Genomic DNA, 23,920 nt, shown 5'->3' on the forward strand with positions numbered 1-23,920 from the left:
GTTCATTTTACTGTTCTTGGCAGCAGCGTTGGCGTCGTTGGTGGACACATCTATCAGTTTTAAGGAATAGGTTACATGGCTAAGCAAACCATTAGCGTCATCAAAGGCGATGGCATCGGTCCAAGCATTATCGACGCGGCAATTGAAATTCTTGATGCCGTCGGTTGTGAGTTTGATTACGAATACATTGATGCTGGTCTGGCCGCGCTTGAAAAAACTGGTGAACTTTTACCACCAGAAACGCTCGAAGCCATTTCCCGTAATAAAATCACGCTAAAGGGTCCATTAACTACACCTGTAGGCGAAGGTTTTACTTCAATTAACGTCACACTTCGTAAACAGTTTGGCCTATACGCTAATGTTCGCCCAGTAAAGTCCTTTGCTGGCACCAAGGCGCGCTATGACGACATCGACATTATCACCATTCGTGAAAATACCCAGGGTATGTACTCTGGTTTAGGCCAGGTGGTTTCAGAGGACGGTAACGAAGCCGAAGCGATGTCTAAAATTACTCGCGATGGCGCTGAGAAAATCGTCACCTTTGCTTACGAGTTAGCACGTCGTGAAGGCCGTAAAAAAGTCACAGCTGTACACAAAGCAAACATCTTAAAATCAACCTCAGGGCTGTTCTTAAAAGTGGCTCGTGAAGTGGGTGAGCGTTACCCTGATATTGAATCAGCGGAAATGATCGTTGATGCAACGTGTATGAAACTGGTCATGAATCCTGAGGAATTTGACGTTATCGTAACCACTAACCTGTTCGGTGACATCCTTTCGGACTTATGTGCTGGTTTAGTAGGTGGTCTAGGTATGGCCCCAGGCGCTAATATTGGCGAAGACGCGGCTATTTTTGAAGCTGTTCACGGCAGTGCTCCAGATATTGCAGGCAAAAACCTGGCAAACCCAACATCGGTTATTCTTGCAGCCATTCAAATGCTTGAATACTTAGACATGGGTGATAAAGCAGAGCGAATTCGTGCAGCAGTTGCTGATGTCATTAAAAGTGGCGACCGCACCACTCGCGACTTGGGTGGCGAGCACGGCACCACAGACTTTACCGCTGCCGTTATTGAGCGTCTGTAAGCAGGAAAAAAACACTGCATACAGGTGGTCATGATGATTGAATAACCTGACTAAGACCGGTTCGATACCGGTCTTTTTTTTGCGTTTAACTTTATCACTAGGGCAACTTTATTCTAAACAGGTTAATTTAAACTCTCATTACGTATTTTTTATTCAAATTTAGTGTTATTCGGGGTTGACAGTGTGCTTTCAAAAGCTTAACAATAGAAACCATTGTTGAGTATAAAAGTGTTTACCCATGTTTAATGTTGTCGTTCTCGTTGTGATTCTCGTGGTGGTCTTAACCAAGACTGCGGGGCCTACGTGAGCGAGCATATAACGCTAACAAACCCCCGCCCTTAAGCGGGGGTTTTTTTTTAAGGAATGAGGATGAATGAGCAACAGTTTAACGGTGGAGAGTTAGTCGTCGCCGCGCTAAAAGAACTAGGCGTTCAATATATATTTGGTTATCCAGGGGGGTCGGTATTAGATTTATACGATGCGCTCTTTGAGCAGCAGGACCTTGAGCACATTCTTGTGCGTCACGAGCAGGCGGCTACGCACATGGCTGACGGATACGCCCGTGCGACCGGAAAAGTGGGTGTGGTCTTGGCCACTTCCGGTCCCGGAGCGACTAATTGCGTAACCGGTATTGCTACTGCCTACATGGACTCAATCCCCATGGTGGTGATCTCTGGACAAGTACCCAGCAACCTTATCGGTGACGATGCCTTTCAAGAAACGGATATTGTCGGTTGCTCACGGCCTATCGTTAAACACAGTTTCAACTGCCGTAGCGCAAAAGATATTCCCACTATGCTTGCCAAAGCATTTTATATTGCCAGTAGCGGTCGCCCGGGTCCGGTTGTTGTTGAACTCCCCAAGGACGTACTTAACCCAACCCAGAAATTCCCATTTGAATTTCCAGGTGACATCCAGATAAGAACCTATAATCCCAACAAGAAAGGCCACCCAAAACAAATTAAAAAAGCGGTCAATGCTGTTCTTAACGCTAAAAAATTGGTCATTTATTCAGGGGGGGGGATCGTTCTTTCCGACACCAGCGATAAGCTTACCGAACTGGTAGAGACGCTTAACGCCCCTTGTACTAATACGTTAATGGGACTGGGTGGGTTGAGCGGTGAACATCCGAACTTTATTGGTATGCTAGGCATGCATGGCACTTTAGAAGCAAACAAAGCCATGGCCAATGCCGATGTTATTTTAGCTTTAGGTGCTCGATTTGATGATCGGGTTACCAATAACGTGAATAAGTTCTGCCCAGACGCAACCATAGTCCATGTTGATGTTGACCCAACGTCAATTTCTAAAACTATCAGCGCTCATATTCCGGTGGTTGGCTGCTTAGACACTGTCCTGACACAATTATTAACCGCTATCAATACATCGAACATTGCCATTGATAGAAGTGCCCAAGAGGATTGGTGGCAGCAAATCAATCGTTGGCGTGAACAAAAGTGCCTTAGCTTCAGTGCAGGCAGTGAAAAAATCAAGCCACAGACTGTTATTCAAAAGCTTTATAAAGCCACTAACGGCGATGCCTACATCAGTTCAGATGTGGGTCAGCACCAAATGTTTGCTGCCCAGTACTACCCCTTTAAAAAGCCGCGCCAATGGATCAATTCCGGAGGCCTTGGAACCATGGGGTTTGGTCTTCCTGCAGCGATGGGCGTTAAGCTTGCTTATCGTGATAGCGAGTCTATATGTATCACTGGAGATGGCTCCATTCAGATGAATATACAAGAGCTATCAACTTGTTTGCAGTATAACTTGGCGGTCAAAGTTGTATCACTGAACAATCGTTCCTTAGGCATGGTGCGTCAATGGCAAGATATGATGTACAGCGGCCGTCACTCGTCGTCTTACATGGAGTCCCTACCTGATTTTGTCAAACTGGCGCAAAGCTATGGTCACGTCGGTATACGCGTTGATCATCCCGATGAGCTTGATAGCGCCATTGAAGAGATGCTCAGTATCAGCGATAGATTGGTCTTTTTAGATGTGCGTGTTGATGAGCTAGAGCATGTTTACCCGATGCAAATCAAACTAGGCGCAGTTGATGATATGTGGCTGAAAAAAGGAGTGAAAGCATAATGCGTAGAATATTATCAATCTTATTGGAAAATGAACCTGGCTCACTTTCGCGCATCGTCGGCTTATTTTCCCAGCGAGCTTATAACATCGATAGTCTCGCGGTGGGCACCACCGATGATGCATCGTTATCGCGCATTACTATTACCACACAGGGCGGCGATCGTATCCTTGAGCAAATCCTCAAACAAGTTAACAAATTAGTAGATGTGCTCAAGGTCATTGATCTGACCGAACAAAGTCATATTGAGCGTGAATTACTCTTAGTTAAGGTTGTAGCCCAAGATGAGAACACACGCGCAGCAGTAACCCGAGTTGTTGATGTATTTGGCGGCGCCATTTTGGATATGGGGCGCATCAGCTATTCATTACAACTCGCCGCAAGTACTGAGAAGCTAGAATCGTTTTTGGATACCTTGCGTCATGAGACTGAGGTCATAGAAATGGTGCGTTCTGGAGCTATTGGTTTAGGACGTGGCGATAAAGCCTTGAAAGGATAGCAACGACACGGCTGGCATTTCATTGACTAATTATGAATTGCGGAGCTTTAAACGTAAAAAAGGGCGAAACCGCCCTTTTTTCACAATTGTTAGTAAACTGATTATGAGTTTACTGAGTCTTTTAGACCTTTACCCGCTTTGAAGCTTGGGATATTCGCAGCAGCGATTTGGATTTCTGCGCCTGTTTGAGGGTTGCGGCCGGTACGAGCTGCACGCTCTTTAACTGAAAAAGTACCGAAGCCTACTAGCGCGACAGAGTTACCATCTTTCAAAGAGTTAGTCACCGCACCTGTGAACGCGTCCAGTGCACGGCTCGCCGCTGCTTTTGAAATTTCTGCATCACTGGCGATCTTTTCGACTAATTGAGCTTTGTTCATTGTTTGATTCCTATTCGTTATTTTTTTGCCTTAGCAAATCTATCATTATGCATTTTTACTGACTTGGCAACCGCAAATCACACATTTTCTGAAAAAGTTCTCCTCTGGAGAGCCCTTAGGCACAGAGTTTTAGCGTTTTTCTATCACCAACGTGATTTCGCCAACCTCCAATCCCAACTTATCAATTGCGGTGCGGTTGATCAACCTCGATTCTGTGACAAGGTACATCCAATCGTCTAGGTCTACCGTCATAGTATCACCGTCATAAGGAATTTCGAGAGTGTACTTCCAATTGAATGCACTGCCTCTGGTCACCCCTTGCGCGGTGCCAACCACATCATTGGCGGTCCCGGTAAGGGTGCCATTTTCACCCAACTCGATACGCCATACACGCGTGTCCTGCTCGCCGTCTTGATAATAGAATTGCTCGTCAATAACGCCTTTGTTTCCCTGCCATGAGGCCTGCATATCAACGCGAAAACGCCGTGTGACCTCACCTGAGTAATCTTGCACTATGCCATAGGCAACTAACTCGCCAGAAAAAAACTGTTTAAAATCAAATTTCGGTTCAGTTCCTTTATAATCCTCGATGGAGGCCGAACAGGCAGTCAACATCGCCAATACAAACAAACCTAAATAAACGCGTAATGACTTCATTCACTTGCTCCTATTAATTTCTGACGCAGTTTTGGCTCGCTGGTGTCCGGCGACAACCATATTGCCAAAAAGGCTTCGCTAAAAGCCTGTTGCTCGATGGTTTGTAACTTTTCACCGTTATAATAAAAAGTACCCACGCCCTGCTCATTGGTCTCAAAAGCCAATGAATCCCCTTCTGTGATATCCGGCCATAAGCCTTGTAACGTATCGCCATATTCACTGACGTACTGCGCCTTATCAAGGTGTCGCCACTGATCAAATGTAGCTTTAACAATGTCGCTTGCTTCTATATCTCTGAGGTAGGTGAGGGTCAATCGCACTGGATGCTCTCCGGCTTGGTAGTCGCCATCGGTCGTTGCTAACTTCGCGCGGTATAGGTCCCAGAACATATAGCTCATAACCCCTTCACCAACCGCCTTGAAGGATACCTGTGACCACGCCGGTAATGGCGCCATACCACCCAGGGTCAATGCCATAATGATAGGAAGGTATTTCATGAAAAATCATCCGTAATAACTAGGTATTATCTTCTACGCGTCCTGCAAAGCGATTGATCACAATAATCACGGTAAAAGCACTGGCCCAGAGCAGCCCATACACAAAGTAGAATTGCCACCAAGGTAAGGGCGTTGACAGCACGTCGAAGCGAGCAGCACCTAGGTAGCTAAATGGTGCACATACCCAGCACAAGACAAAGCATTGCCACAGCGGTAATCGCGTAATGAACCGCAATGAATGATTGATAGTTAACAGGAGAGAAACCCATAATAAGACGAGCCACCAGGGTATCCAAGGACCTTCGAATTGCAGTAGCGCGAATTGCGCAGCACTCGTTTCGAGTAACAAAGCTACAGGTAGACTGGCAAGTAACAGTATGTCTCGCTTGCGCTTTTCAGAGAGCGCAAGCATCAACACAATCAGCGCCGCCATCATTGGCAACGCATCGTTTTGCCAAAAAAAAGCTGCCCACCAGCAGCTTTGAAACAAAATAAAATTAGTAGCTAAGCGCCACATGATCACCACCGCCGTTGAAGCCTTGCTTACGCGCGCTTAGGTGCACAGTGCTAATTGCCCGCTGGCGAAATGCCCCTTCGCAATAAGCTAGGTAATACAACCAAAGGCGGTAGAAGGCGCTGTTGAATTTAGCTCCTTGCAATTGCGGCCACGCCTGCTCAAAGCGAGTGCGCCAATCGGCTAAAGTCCGAGCATAATGAAGGCCAATATCATGTAATTCATGCATGACCAGGTCTGTGTTTTTACGCAAATGCTTACTCATTTCATCAACACACACCAAACACCCGCCAGGGAAGATGTATTGTTGAATAAAGTCAGTTTCCTTTACGTATTTACTGTAGCGCTGGTCGTTGATGGTGATAGCCTGAATAAGCATGGCACCACTGGGCTTTAGAAGGCTGTTGCATTTGCTGAAAAACTCACCGAGATACTCATGGCCTACCGCCTCAATCATTTCTATAGAGACAAGCTTGTCGTAGTGTCCTTCAAGTAGTCGATAGTCTTTCTTTAACAGAGTAATTTTATCTTCTAAACCGTGTTGCGCGATTTTTTGCTGCACATAGGCATGTTGTTGATCTGAGATGGTTGTAGTCGTTACATGCACATCGTAGTGGGTAGCCGCATAGATAGCAAAAGCGCCCCACCCTGTGCCAATCTCGACAACCTGATCGCCATCGGCCAACTGCACACGTTCGCATATCAGCTTTAATTTATGTGCCTGCGCTTGCTCAAGGGTTGCATCTGCTTGAGGATAAACGGCACAGGAGTAAAGCATTTCATCACTTAAAAACGACTCGTATAATTCATTGCCCAAGTCATAGTGAGCAACAATGTTCCTTTTCGAGCCTTGCGTGCTGTTACGATTACGCAAGTGCTTGAGTCGGTAGGCGATCGCGCTAAAAAAGGCGAAGCGACCTTCAAATTCATCGAGCTGGTCTTGATTGAGAACAAAAATCTCCACCAAGGCAGTCAAGTTATCGCATTGCCAATGACCGTCTATAAAGGACTCCGCCGCACCAATACTGCCGCCAAAGGCAAACGCATCGAACATACGCGCATCGCTTATATCCACACGCGCTCTAAGCGAAGAGGTGTTATTGCCAAACTGATAGCTCTGATCACGGAAGTGCATTTCTACAAAGCCGTGCTTTAAGGTTCTCATTGCTGCCAAGACAAAGCGTTTAGCGATCTGAGACTTCCAACTGATTGATTTATTTGCTTCTACTTGGGTAACTCTATCCATCTTTCTTTCCTGGGTGAGCGTAAAACGGCACACGCTTTAACAATAACCTTAATGCTTGCCAGTATATCCCGCGCATGACACTCAGTGTCATTATAGGAAAACGCCGCAACACCTTAGTGAACGCACGGCGCTCTAACCCTTGATGTTGCAATCGCATGGTGGCATCAAATAATTTCTGCCGCTGGCGTTTGTTCTCAATATGAATAAACATCGCCCGGTTCTTGGCTTTCACTCGCCAATGGTAATGCATATCCAAATTCATAAAAGGCGATACGTGAAACTGCTTTTTAAAGTTCACTTTAGTTTGTAAATCAACTAAATAATAGTGACGCTCATTCCAAGGAGTGTTACTCACTTCGGCAACCATGACACTGAAATCGCTGTCACCACGATAACGATAGAAGTAAAAATTGGCCGGAGAAAAGTAAATACCGCAACAGCGCAGCTGCACCAACATGTAAACTTGGGCTATCTCTTGCTCTACGCCCAGTTGCTGTGCTTTATGCACAGCGCGTTCAAACAGCGAGCCTTGCTCATCACGCAAGTAATCGCCTTGGTTAAACCGCAGCACCTTCCAGCCCTGAGTCCCAACCAAAGGGTGGATACCATCAAGCTGCTCTGGGTGCTGAGTATCAACCCACATCATGTACAGTGGATAATTAAAACCATGGAACACGGGCTCGAAGCGCCGATGACGCACATCGCCAAGCATGATCGCGCACCCTAGGGTCAGTAGCGGTTCCTGCACGGTTTCAGTGCTCAAAGTCGACCCCTAGCGCTTTGGCCACATCCACAGCACTGCGCACGCCATCTTCGTGAAAACCGTTGTACCAGTATGCGCCGCAATAGTAAGTAGCTGCGAGGTTAACCTCATCTCGGCGTTGTTGCGCAGCGATACTGTCGCTGTTGAATACAGGGTGATGATAAGTGAAACGGCGCAGCACCTTACTATCATCAATAGCGTCATCACAATTGAGAGTCACACACAACGGTGGGTTGCTGTGCAAACCTTGGAGAATATTCATTTGATAAGTGACAACTGCGGCTTGCTCGGTGTTGTTATCAAGGCGATAATTCCAGCTTGCCCACGCTGCACGACGCTCAGGTAACAAACTAGTATCAGTATGTAGGACAACAGAATTGGCAGTATAAGGCATCGCGCCTAGCACTTGCTGCTCGCTTTCAGTGGCATCGCCTAACAACGCAAGGGCCTGGTCAGAGTGGCACGCAAACACCACCGCGTCATAGTGATAAATCTCACCGCCTTGCATATGAATCGTCACGCCATCTGGGTGCCTAAACACCTTTTCTATATTCGCATTTAGATGGATATTGTCTTTAAAGGGTTTCGTTAGCGGGCCGATGTATTCGCGAGAACCGCCAGGGATGACATACCACTGCGGGCGATTGGTAATATCTAACAGGCCATGGTTGTAAAAGAAGCGAATGAAGAACTCGATGCCAAAGTCTTGCATCTTTTTGATAGACGTTGACCATATCGCCGCCCCCATAGGCAAAATGTAATGATTGCGAAAGAAATCGTTAAACCCATGTCTATCAAGGAAGCGACCTAAGGTGTCGCCTTGCTCATATTCGCCGCTGTGATAAAGATCCTTACACAACCGGTTGAAGCGTACTATTTGCCACAACAAATGCCAGAACTTCGGCCGCAATAAATTGCGACGCTGGGCAAACAAAGTGGTCAATGTATGACCATTGTATTCAAAACCTGTGTCCACGTTGTGCACGCTAAAGCTCATTTGCGTAGGCTTGCGGCCTATACCAATTTCAGCGAGCAACTTTTCAAAACGCGGATAGGTGCGGTCATTAAAAACAATAAAACCAGTATCGACGCTGTATTGCCGTCCCCCGACTTCAACATCCACTGTGGCGGTGTGCCCACCGATATAATCGTTCTTTTCGAAAACATCAACATGATACTTTTTACTCAACAAATAGGCACTACTGAGGCCCGCGATACCACTACCTATTACTGCGATTTTTTTCACCGCACCATTCCTTTTGCAATTTTGCGCCACAGCGGCCAAGGCAGCACGCGCAGCAGTTTTAAAATAAATGTGAATCTTTTTGGAAAATGAATCTCTTTTCGGCGCTTTTGCAGCCCCTTATACATGTACTCAGCGGCTTGCTCTGCACTGACGGCCATGGGCATAGGAAAATCATTGTTATCTGTCAATGGCGTTTTCACAAAACCTGGGTGGATAACGCTCACGTCAATGTCTTTGAGATCCACAGCCAGGGATTTTGCCAAATAAGTCGCGCCTGATTTCGATGCGCCATATGCCTCGCTCCGCGTCAGTGGTAAATATGTCACACTGGAGGAGACAATGGCGAGGTGGGCACCGGATTTGAGTTTCGGCAACAGCGCCTCAAGGCAATAACCAAGGCTCAGTAGGTTGATGGTAATAACGCGCTCGAATAATGCACTGTCAAAATGACGCGCATCATCGACGTATTCGCAGTTACCGGCGTTGAGCACCACCAAGTCAAGCTCGTCTATGTTGGTGGTGGCTGATTTAATAGCCTCTAATTCGGTGACATCAAAGGACAACCCTTTAATACGCCCTTGGCCTTGACTGTCTTCTAGCTCTTTAAGCTTTTGTTCGTCTCGCCCACACGCAATAACATCATGTTGCTGCGCATAGCGCTTAGCTAGGGCTTCACCGATACCCGATGTTGCCCCTGTGATTAATACTTTCATACCCTAACTCCCTGCTTTGTTGTCAACGAGCTTGATTACTTTGCCAAGTAAAGGGATATGTCGGTATAACATAGCGCCTACATCAAAGTAATCGCGATGGTGGATGACTTTGCCTTGATCAAATTGCAAAAAGCTATGCCCTGCAACGGAGACCTCATTGCCACCATTTAGCTTGGGGTGTGAAAAGCGCATGGTCCAATACAAGAATGCATGATTATCAAAGGCAAATTGTTGGCTAATATCAAATGTGCAGTGATTAACATTGGCATACATGTTGGCGAAATATCGCCTTAGTTGCTGCAACCCTTTTACTTCATGAAGCGGGTCTTGAAAATGAATGGCTTCGCCATAAACTTCATGCAGCAAGTCTAGGTTATGCTTGTCCAAACGCTGATAAACTGACACAAATTGCTCAAGCGCGTTATTCATCGTCCACCTTAAATCGTGCTAAGGCACGTTCGCGTGCTGCTTTATGATCAACTATCGCCGGCCAATACTTGTTGCTTTGAGTTGCTGCTAGATATTGGTGCGGAAAGTGAATCTGCTTAGCAGGCACTTTTTCTAACTCTGGTAGGTACTTACGGATGAATTCGCCATCTGGATCAAAACGTTCACTTTGCGTTATTGGGTTAAAAATACGAAAGTAAGGCTGCGCGTCGCAGCCGGTGCTTGCCGCCCATTGCCACCCGCCGTTGTTTGACGCCAAGTCACCATCAATCAGGTGACGCATAAAAAACTGCTCACCAGCGCGCCAATCGATCAGTAAATGCTTGGTCAGAAAGCTTGCCACCACCATACGTAGGCGATTGTGCATCCATCCTGTTTGCACTAATTGTCGCATTGCTGCATCCACCAGAGGGTAACCCGTTTTTCCTTCACACCAAGCGTTAAAGTCTTTATCGCTTTGCCGCCATTTCACGGCGTCGTACTTGGCGTTAAAGTTAGCGTGTTTGCATAAACGCGGATAGGCAACAATAAGATGGCGATAAAACTCTCGCCAGATCAGTTCGTTAACCCAACTAAAGAGATTACTTTTTGCGCTTTGCAAAATATCAGGGTGGCGCTGCTGTACATTAACGAGCAGTTGTTTAACGCTGATCACTCCTAACGCCAAGTATGGGCTCAACCCGGAGGTGCCTTTAATCGCTGGAAAGTCTCGCTGCTGTTCATAGGTGGTGAGCTTATCGTCAATAAAGCGCTCAACAATGGCGCTAAGTGAATCATCGTCAACCGGCCATTTTTGCGATTCACCGTCACTTTGCAAACAACGAGGCGTCTGCCACTTTATCGCGTTATGTAACGACGGCCATGACGGCAATGAAAAGTGGCTTTGTTCATATTGCTTTAGCCATTGACGCTTGAATGGGGTAAACACGCGAAACATGTCGCCGCTTTTTGTACACACCGAGCCTGGCGGGGCAATTACATCGCCATCAAACCAATGAAACTCAAGAGCTAATTGCGCACATTGACTGTCACGCTGGCGTTCATTCACTTCATATTCGCGGTTGGCGTAAACATGCTTGACACTCAAGCTGTTACATAACCCTTGCAACGATGCGGGTACGTCACTAAATTCATCAACATTCAATACGTGCAAGCGAATACCATGCTCACTCAAGCGCTGACCCAAATAATCGACACGTCGCAGCATGAGATCCCGTTGAATGGGCGCCATGTCGTGCCGTTGCCACTGTTTCTCGCAGACAAAGAAAACGGCGTCTTTTGCGCCGTTGTTTAATGCTTCAATTAAAGCTTCGTTTGCATAAAGGCGCATGTCGCGCCGAAACCAGAACAATGAACTCATTTAAATACCATACCTCAGCTTTAAATCGTTTGGGTGGGGATTAAAGTAGACTTGTTGCGCTAAATAGGGATTTGGGTGCACCGTAAGGTGGTGACGCAATAACGTCAGTGGCACATATAAAGGCACAAGCCCCTGGCGGTAGTCTTCGATTGCCGCACGTAATTCTTGCTTTTCCTCTTTACCGAGGTGCTGTTTAAAATACCCTTGCAAGTGCATCAAAGTATTGGTGTGTGCCTTACGCGAAGCAGGCTTTTTCAACGCATTCATTAAACCAAGGATATATTCATCGGCAATAGCTTCGATGTCATCCCCTTCGATACTGCCGAGCAACCGCCCTAAATCACGGTAGGCTTGGTAGTTGTGGCTCATTAATAGATATTTATGCAAAGAATGAAAAGTAGTCAGCCGATGAGCGCTTAATCCTGACTCGCGCAGCTTGCGCCAGCTATGGTAAACATAAACCCGCATAACAAAGTTTTCGCGTAGGTGCATGTCATTGAGTCGGCCATTTTCCTCACAAGGTAGCAGCGGATTAGCCTTCATTATTTCAGCGCTGAAAAAGCCTACACCCTCTGAAGTATTGCCCGTCCCAGCTTCATTAAAAACTTTGACTCGTTCCATGCCACAGCTAGGACTTTTAGCACAGAATATAAAGCCATCGAGATGTTGGCCTTGATTCTGAGCCACCTGCTGCCCGTAGTTTTTAAGGTCATTGCCAACCTCGCCACTGCCATCAGGGCGACACACCGTTATCACATCGTCTTTGCGCACCTGGCGAATGGTCGGCCTAGGAATGGGTAAACCAATCGCCACCTCTGGACAAAAGGGCACGTACTGGACGTGCTTTGCAAGCTCGTCCATGCAAAAGTTGGAGCGCTTATGTCCTGAGTCAAAGCGAACTTTTTCACCGGTGAGACACGCACTAATACCTATTTTCAACGATTTATCCATTAATATATAAGCTCGCCAATGGGGTTCAGCAATTTACTTAAGCCTTTATTGAAGTGTAGTGCACTATTGACTACTGCCAAGCACAAACACCCCTGTTCGGTGTAAGGAGTATGGTCGTGCTTATGATCAAGCCATATAAAATCGCCCGGTTGGTATTCTCCTTCTTCGTCGGTGAAGGTGCCATCAAGCAATAGCGTCAACTCAAAACCTGTGTGCGTGTGCTCGGGAATCGTCCCCCCTGGAGCAATGTACAATAAGCTGGTGCGAATACTGCCCTCATCAAGCTCCAGGCGCGAACGCGCAAGCTTCCCGGCCTGAACAAACCTCGACATGCCAACATGGCTCAATGCACGTGGCAAAGTAATGTTTCTATCACCGACGGATATTCGTTTTGCGCTTTGAATGGCAAAATCATCGACGTCTGTATCTGCAGTAATATCACTGAGCATGGCGCTCATCTGCGCATCAAGCAGTTCGTGTGACCCGGCAAGCTCCTCACCGGCGTCGTCTGTAAACGTTTGTTCACCAATGCGCTGCTCTAACGCTGCGACAGTGTCACAACAGTCGTCGCAAAGCTCAAGGTGAGCTGAAATTGCCACGCTCAGCGAAGCTGGCAATGCGCCAAGCACATGTTGTTCTAACAACTGTGTGTTCGGGTGAAATTTAATCATGCTCTGCTCCCAGGTGATTTCTTAGCTTTGAGAGCGCCAATCTTAACCGCGACTTCACGGTTCCAACTGGTACGCCTAACTGCTTCGCAAGTTGCTCTTGCGACATTTCTTGAAAGTACACTCCCTTAACCACCTCCTGTTGGGCGATGGGAAGCTTGTCTATATGCTGCTGCAAGAGTTGGCTCTGCAAATGATCGCCAAACACGTCTTGCTCTTCTTCATGATGCTGCACCAACGGCCAGATATCTTCACTTAAGGTATCTTCTTTGTTGCTGCGCATCTTGCGCAACGCATCGAAAGATGCATTACGCATTACGGTATAAACCCAAGTCGTCGCCGCGCCTTTGCTGGGGTGGTAAAGGTGAGCTTTACGCCAAACTGACGTCATGGTGTCTTGCACCAGCTCCATCGCCGACGCCTCATTGTTGTATTGCTTAATGCCAAAGCGTTTTATCTTTGGTGCGAAATAAGAAAACAGCGTTGCGAATGCGCTTCTGTCCCGATGCTCTGCGACGCGCACTAACGCATCCGACAAATGCTCAGTTTCACTGCCCATGTTTCTTCCTTTGCTTTGATTGCCACCGCTTGGTGCAATACTTTGCTGCGGAGACTTGTTACACGGCTTGTCTAACACGCTTTGCAATCCCATTGGCTGCCTCAGTAATGCTTTTATTTGTGAGATTTACGCAAGGAGTGGCGCGATAGATCATCGCTCGTTGAAATTAATTACAGTATGGAGGAAGTCGAGCAGTTGTTCAAAGTTGTGATCACGGATTATTAACTTTTTTTGATTATAATCAACAGGTAATATCTCTAACCAACGATAAGCGACCCACTTAGCATCGTCGTAGTTAGGGCAATCATATAGGCATTTGAGCTCTGGATTATTGTCTAACACCCATTTTAACGCCTGCGCCAAATCGCTTAGTTCAACCTCAGGCACGGTCGCAGTCTCTATTTCAGTGGGATGAGTACAATAGCGTAAGCCGTTATCGAGGTAGGTTATGTTGTCTATGCGCATCAGGCTTTCACCTTGCACAGTGATCAACAACTGGCCTGTCGGGTCTTGGTCAAAATCGATAATTTTAACTAGGCAACCAAATTCGCTTGTCTGGTCGTCATTTTCCTTGGCTAATGGGGTGATAACAAAGCCGCGTTGTTCGCGCAGACACTCTTTTACCATGTGAATGTATCGCTGCTCGAAAATTTTGAGCTTGGTCACGCCCTGCGGCAACAACACCAGCGGCAGAGGGAACACGGCATACTTCATAAAAATCCTAGGACGGTGAGTAGTGCGTATACTACGTCATGTCTGTTAATGCCGATCAACTCGCCAGTGAAATAGTTAGGGTGAGGACAACTACTCTCCCCACCAACCGAAATTACGGCAGACACTAATGCCTAGGTAGGTACCAAACAAACTTGCTACGGGTAGCAGCATAAGCCCTAGTAAGGCAAAATTAAGCGTCATCACCCTGCTCCTTCGCATTCTTTTTATCAGACGCTTTATCAGCTGCTTGGCGCTGCTCGGAAAATAACATCTGAGTTGCATCACGTAGTGCCTGTTTCTGTGACTGGATGAGCGATGAATACGCTTCGTTTGCAGCAGAGCGAACAGCCTGTTCAATTTCTTGCGTGAGAGAGTTCGCATTTGCCATTGAACTTACAAATAAAGCGGAAGTCAGAATTGTTGCCTTGGTTAACGTTTTCATGATGATGTTCCTGTTGTTAAGGTATTGTTTAATTAGTCGCATCATCTATTACAAAGGTTGTGCCAGAACCAATAAATTTTTTAAGTGCATGTAATAAATGAACTTTTATTTTCCAACAGGCAAAATGGAAAATTAGCCACATAAAATAAAAACTATTTTTTAGCTTTTTTCACACTGCAATTAGCGAATTAAACCAACCGAATTTTTGTTCCGAATTAACACCTTTATTTGGGTGTACATGTGTACGCTGAACGGTTATAGTTGGTTCGTCGTAGCAAGTAATAATGAGTTAAAACAGATGCAAGTGAGTGGTTATTCCCCGTTTGAAGAAAAGTTAAACTGGTTAAGCCATGGTCTTGGTGCCTTACTCGCTATTGTGGCCTTGGTCGCTATGGTGCTCGTCAGCGAATCCATAACCGCTGTGGTAGCGACCAGCGTATACGGTGCCAGCCTCATTTTAATGTTCGTCAGTTCAACCCTTTACCACGCCAGTGTAAGTGACAAGGCCAAACGCGTCCTGAAAAAGCTTGACCACAGTGCCATCTACCTATTAATTGCCGGTACGTACACGCCCTTTTTATTACTTGCGCTAGGCGGATACTGGGCCTGGATAGGCATGTTTGCTATTTGGGGGTTGGCTTTATTTGGCGTGATATTCAAATTAACCGCAAAAATCCCGCGACCGAGAATTTCTTTGGCCACCTACTTAGTGATGGGGTGGATAGCACTTGCGTTTATCTATCCGCTTTATCTTGCACTGCCCGGTGGCGCGATGTGGTTGTTGGTATTGGGTGGGGTATTATTCAGTGTGGGTACCTTGTTTTACAGCGCCAAACATCGCCACCTCAGCCATGCCATCTGGCATCTATTCGTGCTGGTTGCCTGTACCTGCCACTTTTTGGCCATTTACCTATACATTATTTAGTTGCCAATAACGCAAGCTCGCTGTTAGATATGCCAAGCAAATCGGCGCATATTGATCTTCCCGTCGATTACAAGCACGCCTTCGCCAAGCAGTGCTTGTTGTTGTCGTGTGAACCCTTCACTGCCTTGCGCAAAGGATATTTTGCCTTGGCTGTTTACCACCCGATGCCAAGGCAAGCGAGAGTCAGAGGGTAGGTTTTTAAGGGTATGACCCACATAACGGGCATAGCCAGGTAAGCCAGCTCGTTTGGCTACTTCGCCATAACTGCATACCTTGCCTTTGGGAATGGCGGCGACCACTTGATAAATCATCGCGGCTTTATCCATGGGCTATTTCCTGCAATTTTGCCCACACATGTCGAGCTACGGGACCGTGATGACGGGAATGTCGACGAAACGCACGAATCTGCGCGCGAAACGCGTGCTCCCTATCGCTAAGGTGAATCACTTGCAGTTGCCCGGTCGCTATTTCTTGTTGACACAAATCGAGACACATTAAGGCCCAGCCCGCCCCCGCAAGCAACATGGAGCGCAGCGCGAATATATCGTCGAGCTTCATCATCGCCGCTTGATTTAAAAACGGCATCCGCCCACTTTCGAAATGCAGATCACTTTCAAACATCGCCACACAGGGGTAACTTTGGAGTTCTCGGTAACTGATCTGAGTTTGCAGAATAAGCTGCGGTGAAGCCACAACACCGACTTCAATATCTCCAAGCGGCAAACTTTCTAAGTCGCCGGTGGCGTGAAAAATATCAAACCAAGGGCCAATCCCTAAATCACTTTTTCCGCTATTAACTTGCTCTAGCGCGGTGAATCGCCGACCACTGTCAATCTCAAACTCGGTGTGAGCAAAGGCATGATAGCAATCGCGCAGCAAAATACTGAGCTCTTCGCCAACACAAACTTGCTCGTAACTGATACGAAACTTTGGCTCATTACCGTTAGCGAGCTCGCTGGAGAACTCACTCAATTCGTCCATATCGCGCAGCACATATTGAGCACGCCGACAAAACGCCTGACCTTGTTCAGTGAGTGAAAACCGATAACCTTCGCGATTGACCACAGCAAAACCGACGCTCTGCTCTATTTTCTTGACCATCATCGTCAGCGCCGGCTGAGTTTTATGTAAACGCTTTGCCGCCTCACTGAGCGAGCGACACTGAGATAACACATCAAGTACTTTTAGCCATTCCAGCTTCATAACATTACCTTATGAAGTTATAAGTAATTTATAATTTTTATTTTAGTCTACGGCAAAGTAAGCTAACGCACCAGCGTGCTCTTATACTGGCATACATACACACTATTCACAGGGAGTCTCATTCATGTCTCGCAGTCTATTCGTATTAGTCTTGCTCGCGATGATTTCACTAACGGGGTGCTCACAAGAGCAGCCCAAAACCGATAAAAAGCCGACCATCAGGCCGGTTAAACTCTTTAGCGTGGGTCACGCTGATGAAAAGGTTATGCGTAGCTTTCCTGCTGAAGTAGTCGCCCACCAAGGCTCCTACTTAGCCTTCCGTGTCAATGGAGAACTCATAGAATTTCCGGTGTTAGCGGGTCAGGAAGTGGAAAAAGGCGAGTTACTCGCTAAGCTCGACCCTGAAGATTTCCAGCTACAGTATGAAGAGCGCAAGGCCCGTTATGACCTAGCTCAGTCGCAGCTAAAGCGCGTAAAAACACTTTATGAGCGCAACATTGCCAGCCAAGCAGAACTCGATGAAGCAGTCGCCAACGCCCGAGTTGCCGAATCGGCATTCAATATTGCTAAAACTAACTTAGACAACTCAGAGTTAAGGGCGCCTTTCGCCGGTACCGTTGCCAAAGTATTCGTTAAGAATTTTGAAAACATTCAGGCAAAGCAAAATATTTTACGCTTAGAAACCCGAGATTTAATGGACGTAGTTATCCAGGTACCCGAGAAGTTGGTGGCCCGCGTCAACAAGGATACCTTGTATCAACCCACGGTGATCTTTGACGGCTATCCAGATAAAGCCTATACGCTCACCATCAAAGAGTACGACACCCAAGCCGACCCTGCTACGCTGACCTACAAAGTGGTATTTTCATTACCCGTGCCCGAAGATTTTAACTTGTTAGCGGGGATGAGCGGCCATGTGTATATTGATATCAGTAAAATAACCGGAAATGCCGAGTCATGGCATAAAATTCCGGTGGAAGCGGTCTTTTCAGACTCGCAACAAGGCCTAGCGAATAACAGCTATGTATGGGTCTATAAAGACGGCGCTGTGCATAAACGCCAGGTGGAAGTCGGGCAAATGCACCGAGACGGACTAGAGATACGCTCAGGCCTAAATAGCGGAGAGCAAGTAGTGGCCGCAGGCGTACACTATCTCAAAGAAGGGATGCAGGTGCGCCCATGGCAAAAAGAGCGAGGCCTATAAATGAATCTTGCTGCATTTGCCATTGAACGCAAAGTTATTAGTTGGATGTTTGCGCTGTTTCTGCTCATTGGTGGAACGGTCTCTTACTTTTCTCTCGGACAGTTAGAAGACCCAGAGTTTACTCTGAAAAAAGCCATGGTGATTACCCTCTACCCTGGGGCCTCACCGCAGCAGGTCGAAGAAGAAGTAACATATCCAATCGAAAACGCGATTCAAGAATTGCCCTACGTCGACTATGTCACCTCCATTTCCTCTAACGGCAAAAGCCAGATTACGGTGGAGATGAAAAGCACCTATCGCAAAGAGGATCTAAGGCAAATTTGGGATGAACTGCGCCGCAAAATTAACGATGTTTCGGCATCTATGCCACCAGGGGTGTACCCCAGCCAAGTCATTGATGACTTCGGCGATGTGTATGGTGTTACCCTTGCAGTGACCGGTGATGGCTACTCCTATGATGAGCTTAAAGACTATGTTGATTTTCTCAAGCGTGAACTGGTGCTGGTCGATGGCGTTGGCAAAGTAACCGTAGCCGGCGAGCAGCAAAGCCAAGTGATTGTTGAGGTCTCGACCCATAAGCTCGCGCAACTGGGACTCAGTCCTGAGCGCATCTTTTCCTTGTTGCAAGCGCAAAACACCGTTTCTAACGCCGGTCGCGTTATGGTCGATGGCGAGTCTATTCGCCTGCATCCCACCGGCGAGTTTGACAATGTTGTTGAACTTGAACATGTGCTTATTTCTAAGCCCGGTGCCAGCGAGCTCATCTATCTCGGCGATGTCGCCAAGGTCTATCGCGAGTATGCTGAGGTGCCCTCGCATATGGTGCGTTACAACCAACAACAGGCATTGTTAATAGGTCTTTCTTTTGCCAGCAACGTCAATGTCGTAGACGTGGGTCAACGTATCGATGCCCATTTAGCGGAGCTGGAGTATCAGCGCCCCCATGGCATGGAAGTCGCGGCCATTTACAACCAACCCCAGGAAGTCGACAAGTCGGTGTCCAGTTTTATTATCAGCCTGGTCGAAGCGGTGGCCATTGTCATCGTGGTGTTGCTGCTGTTTATGGGGGTTAAAAGCGGTATTTTAATTGGTGGTATTTTGCTGCTCACCGTGCTCGGCACCTTTATCTTTATGGTGCTCTTTGATATCAACCTACAACGCGTCTCCCTTGGGGCGTTGATCATCGCACTAGGGATGTTGGTGGATAATGCCATTGTGATCACCGAAGGCATTCTTATTAATATGAAGCGCGGGCAAAGCAAACTAAAGGCAGCAGTCAATATCGTTAACCAAACCAAATGGCCCTTACTCGGGGCTACGGTTATCGCCATTACCGCCTTTGCCCCCATTGGCCTGAGCTCGGATGCCAGTGGCGAATTTGCCGGTAGCTTATTTTGGGTGTTGATGATCTCGCTATTACTGAGCTGGATCACCGCCATCACCCTTACGCCGTTTTTTGCTGATGTGATGTTCCGCACCCCAAAGAACAACAACCAAGCACAAACAGGCGATGAAGATCCCTACCAAGGATTCTTATTTAGTGGCTATAAGTTTATCTTGCGCCATGCCATGCATTACGGCAAAACCACTATCGTATTAATGCTAATCCTTTTAGTCGGCGCAGTGGTGGGCTTTAAATCGGTCAAACAGTCATTCTTCCCTGCCTCTAACACGCCCATGTTTTACATAGATTATTGGCATTACCAAGGCGCTGATATTCGCACCACCAGCAAAGGTATCGCCAAACTTGAGCAGTTTTTACTCGAGCAGGAGTTGGTTGAGGAGGTCACCGCCACCATAGGTCAAGGGGCACCGCGCTTTATGCTGACTTATGCACCAGAAAAACAGTACCCTGCCTATGGTCAGCTGATTGTTCGGGTGAAGGACCGAGAAGCCGTATTAGCCATGATAGCTAAAGTGCGTGACTACGAGCGCAACCATATTGTTGATGCCAAACTAAAGCTCAAACGCATGGAAATCGGGCCATCGACCGATGCCAAAATCGAAGCACGCTTTTCTGGCCCCGACCCTGTGGTGTTAAGACAGTTGGCTGAACAAGCGAAGCAAATTCTCGCAAGTGACGCTGGAGCCTTTCACATTCGCGATGATTGGCGCCACCGCACAAAGCTCATCCGCCCACAGCTCAATGAGCAAAAAGCCCGCCGTTTGGGAATAAGTAAAACCGATTTAGACGAGTTGCTGCTCACCAGTGTGTCGGGTAAGAAAGTGGGACTATATCGCGATGGCACCCAGTTGTTGCCAATCATTGCCCGCTCTCCAGAAGACGAGCGTTTAAACGTTGAATCACTGCGCGACTTGCAAATCTACAGTCCCGTATTGGGCGTGTTTGTGCCAGTGACGCAAGTGGTGGATGATTTCACCGTTCGCTGGGAAGACCCTCTCATTATGCGCCGCGACCGCAAGCGCACTATTACCGTGATGGCGGATCACGACTTGCTTGGCGATGAAACCCCTGCGAAGTTGTTCGCCCGTGTACGTGGCGATATCGAAGCCATCCCGCTCCCCCGTGGCTATGAACTGCAATGGGGTGGCGAGTATGAGTCTGCCAACAAAGCACGCTCAGCCATTTTTGGCTCGCTACCGCTGGGTTATCTAGCGATGTTCGCGGTCACCGTGTTGCTGTTTAACTCGGTGCGTAAACCGCTGGTGATCTGGGCCACAGTGCCTTTGGCCATCGTCGGTGTCAGCGCTGGCTTGCTGGCCATGGGCGCATCCTTTGGCTTTATGTCACTGCTGGGGCTATTGAGCCTCTCAGGCATGTTAATTAAAAACGGCATCGTGTTGTTGGATCAAATCAATATCGAGTTAGCTGCGGGTAAAGACCCTTATGAGGCGGTATTTGACTCTGGCGTTTCCAGGGTTAGACCGGTTTCCATGGCGGCTATCACCACTATTTTAGGGATGATCCCGCTGCTATTTGATGTGTTCTTTAAGTCCATGGCGGTGACCATCATGTTTGGTCTCGGCTTTGCCACCATACTCACGCTGGTTGTGGTCCCGGTGCTTTATTGTAAGTTCTTTGCCATACACAGCCACCGTCGCAACGGATGAGATCAGCAGTCATTAAAAAGCCAGCTTAAGCTGGCTTTTTTTCGTTAGCGTTCAACCTCTATCACATCGGCTATGGCTAACGCTAGGCGTCGATAGCCTTGGTCATTAAGATGAATAGCGTCAGATTTAAAACGGTTATCGCCTAGTAATTCAGACAGTATATCTGCCACCAGCACCACCTGATACTGCTCGCTTAATTGTTGATATAGCGGCGCGTCAGACAAAAACAAAGACTTGGTCGGCACCGCCACAAGGATCACTGCAATCCCTTTACTTTGCGCATGCGTTATCATCGCGCCTAGGTTCGCTTTTGTTTGCCCGCTATCTTGGTTACGCAAAAAATCGTTTCCGCCTTCAAGTAACACCACCGCCTGAACCTGGTGCGTGTCGAGTGCACGTTTAAAGCGCTCAAGGCCCTGCGCTGTTTGCTCGCCAGAGACACCACTGGCTATCACTTCCAGCCCTGTTAGCTGAGCGAGTTGCTGGGGATAGGTGCTGTTTTTTGCACCCACTGACACGGTTAAACTATCACCGAACGCTAAAATAGAATCGCCAGCATGCAACGTCACTTTGTCTGATTGCGAGCAACCGGTTATAAAAACAAGCAGCACAAGGCCAATAAAGCGCATCATTTCTTTAGCCTCAATGTTCCTTTCACCCGCTTGTTTGCCTTACTTTTTGGCTTGTGAACAGGCGCTGTGCGAGCTCGAGGTACGGTTTTTCGCTTTGGTGGTGCAGTCTTCGGTGTATTGGAATGTTGCTCAGAGGGCACACTGTGCTCAGTTTTAGAATGCTCTTCGGTTTTACCAGAGTCCGCTATTAGATCATTAATAGTGGCCATTTCTGCATCACTTAAATGGCGCCATTGGCCACTTTTCAGCCCGGCTAATGTCACATTCATGATGCGCGTGCGCTTGAGCGTAACTACTTCATAGCCAAGATACTCGCACATGCGACGAATTTGCCTATTCAGGCCTTGAGTCAGTATGATGCGAAAGCTATCCGGCCCGGTTTGCTCAACCTTACACTTCTTGGTAACAGTGCCAAGAATGGGAATACCCGCGCTCATACGCTCAACAAAGCGCCGATTTAGGGGCTTATCAACCCGCACTTCGTACTCTTTTTCGTGGTTATTCCCCGAGCGCAATATTTTGTTGACGATATCGCCCTCGTTGGTGAGGAAGATAAGTCCTTCGGAGGGCCTATCTAAACGACCAATAGGGAAAATACGCTCGGGATAGTTAATCGCTCGCACAATATTACTTTTTATTTTCTTTTCAGTGGTGCAAGTAATACCCGTTGGCTTGTTGTAGGCGATATAGACACGTTTAGGCTTAGTTTTAAGCGCTTTACCATCAATGTGAATGGTGTCGGCATCAGTCACTTTGTCGCCCATTTGTGGCGCATGACCATTTACGCTGACTCGCCCCGCACTGATCAGCGCATCCGCCTCACGGCGCGAGCAAAATCCGGTTTCACTTATGTATTTATTAAGGCGCGTAGGTTGACTCATAGTTCTACTTATTGCTTCTTTTTCACCTGCGCATTGTAAAGCAGTTACCAACAAAAATCAGAATTAAAAGTGTTGATTGAGGATACTTTGCACATCGAAGGGGTACTCATCAAGCGTGCTGTTATGGGTTCTTGTGTAGCTTTTAAAATCAATTTGCTGCCAATTATCGGGGTCCACCAAAGGGAGGATGCGCTTGACGTTTCCCTGATGCGCGATTGCCAGTTTAAAGCGCACTTCTTGAGTGCTACTTTTTGACACTGAAAAGCGGTGATCATAGGCCTTGACCAAAGCCCAAGCCCCCATCAAAAAGTGTCCACCCACTGACGCCGTCTGCCTACCATCGGCTATAGCGTTCAAGGAGTCGGCCAGCCAATCAAAACCACCGATAAACATATCTTTATTGACTACTTTGCCATGTTGCTGGGCTTGTTGTGCAGCCGCCAGCGCCATGGCGTCCGAGGCGCACCAGATGATACTTAACTCAGGATAGCGCCGTAATAGTTTGGCTGTTTGTTGACGGGCAATTTCTTGCTGCCAACGACCATGCACGACTTGCACTAGCTGCCCTTGGTGGTCTGCTAAAAAGTCGCGCAATCCATTCACACGCAGGTTTGTTTCTCCTCCGTAGTGCCCCCCTATCGCCGCCACCTGCGGTGACTCTATGCCTTGCTCAACGGCTTTGTTGTGCAAAAAAGAAGCGAGTTGCTGACCTGCGTGCTGGTTGTCATGGGACAGCTCCGCCAACCAATAATGGAAGCGCTCACCAGGCTTTTGCACAAGCTCCCGCTCTTGTTGGGACAGTGTCTCTTCCAACGTGACAAAATAAACCTCGCGCTGCTCCAGTAACTGCATAGACTGACCACTGCCGCCGGGGTAATTGATAAGCACCGCATAATCCGGCGCAGGATGAGTGGCTAAATACCGGGCGATGGCTCGATGCTGAAACTCTCGATGACCGTCGCCATAAACAATGTCTAAATTGATGTCTAAGTCCCCGGCAGCTTGCACCGCAAAAGTCTCTACTTTATGCCAAAAAGGGTCGCCCGCTGTAGATGGGTTAACAAACAGAACCCGCATTGCGCCATGTGCGCTAAAGCAAGATGACACATAAAGGATGGCAAATAAGATAACATAGTTTTTCACAGGGACTCCTTGGCTAGCGCTGAGTATAGTTT

Annotated in this window: 26 protein-coding genes; 6 read left to right on the forward strand and 20 right to left on the reverse strand. The window is 47.5% G+C overall.

What is annotated here, in order from left to right; all coding sequences use genetic code 11:
• Positions 1-75 precede the first annotated feature (75 nt).
• The 3 genes from EXT46_RS07785 to ilvN all read left to right on the forward strand — a co-directional run bounded on the left by EXT46_RS07785 (position 76) and on the right by ilvN (position 3,674).
• Entirely contained in the window at positions 76-1,083 is a 1,008-nt protein-coding gene (locus tag EXT46_RS07785) for an isocitrate dehydrogenase (RefSeq protein ID WP_022946820.1), read from the forward strand.
• 369 nt (positions 1,084-1,452) lie between these two features.
• Entirely contained in the window at positions 1,453-3,177 is a 1,725-nt protein-coding gene (locus EXT46_RS07790; protein ID WP_053909401.1) for an acetolactate synthase 3 large subunit, read from the forward strand.
• Entirely contained in the window at positions 3,177-3,674 is a 498-nt protein-coding gene (ilvN, locus tag EXT46_RS07795; protein WP_053909400.1) for an acetolactate synthase small subunit, read from the forward strand. Before EXT46_RS07790 ends, ilvN begins: the two co-directional genes overlap by 1 nt.
• Positions 3,675-3,775: 101 nt before the next feature.
• Here the strand turns inward: ilvN and EXT46_RS07800 are convergent, their stop codons facing one another.
• The 15 genes from EXT46_RS07800 to EXT46_RS07870 all read right to left on the reverse strand — a co-directional run bounded on the left by EXT46_RS07800 (position 3,776) and on the right by EXT46_RS07870 (position 14,828).
• Complete coding sequence (locus tag EXT46_RS07800; protein WP_053909399.1) at positions 3,776-4,051, reverse strand: HU family DNA-binding protein; 276 nt, start codon at positions 4,049-4,051, stop codon at positions 3,776-3,778.
• 129 nt (positions 4,052-4,180) lie between these two features.
• Positions 4,181-4,708: a DUF3833 domain-containing protein gene (locus EXT46_RS07805; protein WP_130146433.1), complete on the reverse strand. Its 528-nt coding sequence runs from the start codon at positions 4,706-4,708 to the stop codon at positions 4,181-4,183.
• Positions 4,705-5,205, reverse strand: coding sequence for a chalcone isomerase family protein (locus EXT46_RS07810; protein WP_240701103.1), 501 nt, complete (start codon positions 5,203-5,205; stop codon positions 4,705-4,707). Before EXT46_RS07810 ends, EXT46_RS07805 begins: the two co-directional genes overlap by 4 nt.
• Positions 5,206-5,224: 19 nt before the next feature.
• Positions 5,225-5,722, reverse strand: coding sequence for a DUF2878 domain-containing protein (locus EXT46_RS07815; RefSeq protein WP_130146435.1), 498 nt, complete (start codon positions 5,720-5,722; stop codon positions 5,225-5,227).
• Positions 5,703-6,965, reverse strand: a complete 1,263-nt coding sequence (locus EXT46_RS07820; RefSeq protein ID WP_130146437.1) for a cyclopropane-fatty-acyl-phospholipid synthase family protein — start codon at positions 6,963-6,965, stop codon at positions 5,703-5,705. The genes EXT46_RS07815 and EXT46_RS07820 overlap by 20 nt, the downstream gene beginning before the upstream one ends.
• Positions 6,958-7,677: a DUF1365 domain-containing protein gene (locus EXT46_RS07825; protein WP_130146554.1), complete on the reverse strand. Its 720-nt coding sequence runs from the start codon at positions 7,675-7,677 to the stop codon at positions 6,958-6,960. Before EXT46_RS07825 ends, EXT46_RS07820 begins: the two co-directional genes overlap by 8 nt.
• A 40-nt stretch (positions 7,678-7,717) precedes the next feature.
• On the reverse strand, positions 7,718-8,974 hold the full coding sequence (locus tag EXT46_RS07830; RefSeq protein WP_130146439.1) for an FAD-dependent oxidoreductase: 1,257 nt from the start codon (positions 8,972-8,974) through the stop codon (positions 7,718-7,720).
• Entirely contained in the window at positions 8,971-9,687 is a 717-nt protein-coding gene (locus tag EXT46_RS07835; protein ID WP_130146441.1) for an SDR family NAD(P)-dependent oxidoreductase, read from the reverse strand. The genes EXT46_RS07830 and EXT46_RS07835 overlap by 4 nt, the downstream gene beginning before the upstream one ends.
• A gap of 3 nt (positions 9,688-9,690) precedes the next feature.
• Entirely contained in the window at positions 9,691-10,116 is a 426-nt protein-coding gene (locus tag EXT46_RS07840) for a nuclear transport factor 2 family protein (protein ID WP_053909393.1), read from the reverse strand.
• Positions 10,109-11,494: a deoxyribodipyrimidine photo-lyase gene (gene phrB / locus EXT46_RS07845; protein WP_130146443.1), complete on the reverse strand. Its 1,386-nt coding sequence runs from the start codon at positions 11,492-11,494 to the stop codon at positions 10,109-10,111. The genes EXT46_RS07840 and phrB overlap by 8 nt, the downstream gene beginning before the upstream one ends.
• Complete coding sequence (locus EXT46_RS07850) at positions 11,495-12,445, reverse strand: DUF523 and DUF1722 domain-containing protein (RefSeq protein ID WP_045979960.1); 951 nt, start codon at positions 12,443-12,445, stop codon at positions 11,495-11,497.
• Positions 12,445-13,116 carry a ChrR family anti-sigma-E factor gene (locus EXT46_RS07855; protein WP_130146445.1) on the reverse strand — a complete coding sequence of 224 codons (672 nt, stop codon included), beginning with the start codon at positions 13,114-13,116 and terminating at the stop codon, positions 12,445-12,447. The genes EXT46_RS07850 and EXT46_RS07855 overlap by 1 nt, the downstream gene beginning before the upstream one ends.
• Entirely contained in the window at positions 13,109-13,672 is a 564-nt protein-coding gene (locus tag EXT46_RS07860) for a sigma-70 family RNA polymerase sigma factor (protein ID WP_240701104.1), read from the reverse strand. Before EXT46_RS07860 ends, EXT46_RS07855 begins: the two co-directional genes overlap by 8 nt.
• Before the next feature lie 150 nt (positions 13,673-13,822).
• Complete coding sequence (locus EXT46_RS07865) at positions 13,823-14,386, reverse strand: LON peptidase substrate-binding domain-containing protein (protein WP_130146449.1); 564 nt, start codon at positions 14,384-14,386, stop codon at positions 13,823-13,825.
• A 190-nt stretch (positions 14,387-14,576) separates the two neighbouring features.
• On the reverse strand, positions 14,577-14,828 hold the full coding sequence (locus EXT46_RS07870; protein WP_053909390.1) for a hypothetical protein: 252 nt from the start codon (positions 14,826-14,828) through the stop codon (positions 14,577-14,579).
• 238 nt (positions 14,829-15,066) lie between these two features.
• Here EXT46_RS07870 and EXT46_RS07875 point away from each other — a divergent pair, with 238 nt between their 5' ends.
• Positions 15,067-15,753 (forward strand): hemolysin III family protein, encoded by a 687-nt coding sequence (locus tag EXT46_RS07875; RefSeq protein WP_346428462.1) that lies wholly within the window; start codon positions 15,067-15,069, stop codon positions 15,751-15,753.
• A 23-nt stretch (positions 15,754-15,776) separates the two neighbouring features.
• Here EXT46_RS07875 and EXT46_RS07880 read toward each other — a convergent pair whose 3' ends face one another.
• The gene (locus tag EXT46_RS07880) at positions 15,777-16,079 is read right to left on the reverse strand and encodes an MGMT family protein (protein WP_130146451.1); all 303 of its coding nucleotides are present in this window, start codon (positions 16,077-16,079) and stop codon (positions 15,777-15,779) included.
• Entirely contained in the window at positions 16,072-16,956 is an 885-nt protein-coding gene (locus tag EXT46_RS07885; RefSeq protein WP_130146453.1) for a LysR family transcriptional regulator, read from the reverse strand. Before EXT46_RS07885 ends, EXT46_RS07880 begins: the two co-directional genes overlap by 8 nt.
• A gap of 124 nt (positions 16,957-17,080) precedes the next feature.
• Here EXT46_RS07885 and EXT46_RS07890 point away from each other — a divergent pair, with 124 nt between their 5' ends.
• Positions 17,081-18,160 (forward strand): efflux RND transporter periplasmic adaptor subunit, encoded by a 1,080-nt coding sequence (locus tag EXT46_RS07890; protein WP_130146455.1) that lies wholly within the window; start codon positions 17,081-17,083, stop codon positions 18,158-18,160.
• Positions 18,161-21,232, forward strand: a complete 3,072-nt coding sequence (locus EXT46_RS07895; RefSeq protein WP_130146457.1) for an efflux RND transporter permease subunit — start codon at positions 18,161-18,163, stop codon at positions 21,230-21,232.
• A gap of 44 nt (positions 21,233-21,276) precedes the next feature.
• Here EXT46_RS07895 and EXT46_RS07900 read toward each other — a convergent pair whose 3' ends face one another.
• The 3 genes from EXT46_RS07900 to EXT46_RS07910 form a co-directional block, all read right to left on the reverse strand.
• Positions 21,277-21,864 (reverse strand): GDSL-type esterase/lipase family protein, encoded by a 588-nt coding sequence (locus EXT46_RS07900; protein ID WP_053909386.1) that lies wholly within the window; start codon positions 21,862-21,864, stop codon positions 21,277-21,279.
• Positions 21,861-22,745, reverse strand: coding sequence for a 23S rRNA pseudouridine(2604) synthase RluF (rluF, locus tag EXT46_RS07905; RefSeq protein WP_130146459.1), 885 nt, complete (start codon positions 22,743-22,745; stop codon positions 21,861-21,863). Before rluF ends, EXT46_RS07900 begins: the two co-directional genes overlap by 4 nt.
• 63 nt (positions 22,746-22,808) lie before the next feature.
• On the reverse strand, positions 22,809-23,888 hold the full coding sequence (locus EXT46_RS07910) for an ABC transporter substrate-binding protein (protein ID WP_130146461.1): 1,080 nt from the start codon (positions 23,886-23,888) through the stop codon (positions 22,809-22,811).
• Positions 23,889-23,920: the final 32 nt, after the last annotated feature.

Source organism: Pseudoalteromonas sp. CO325X, from assembly GCF_004208955.1.
In the GTDB taxonomy this organism is placed as follows: Bacteria; Pseudomonadota; Gammaproteobacteria; order Enterobacterales; family Alteromonadaceae; genus Pseudoalteromonas; species Pseudoalteromonas ruthenica.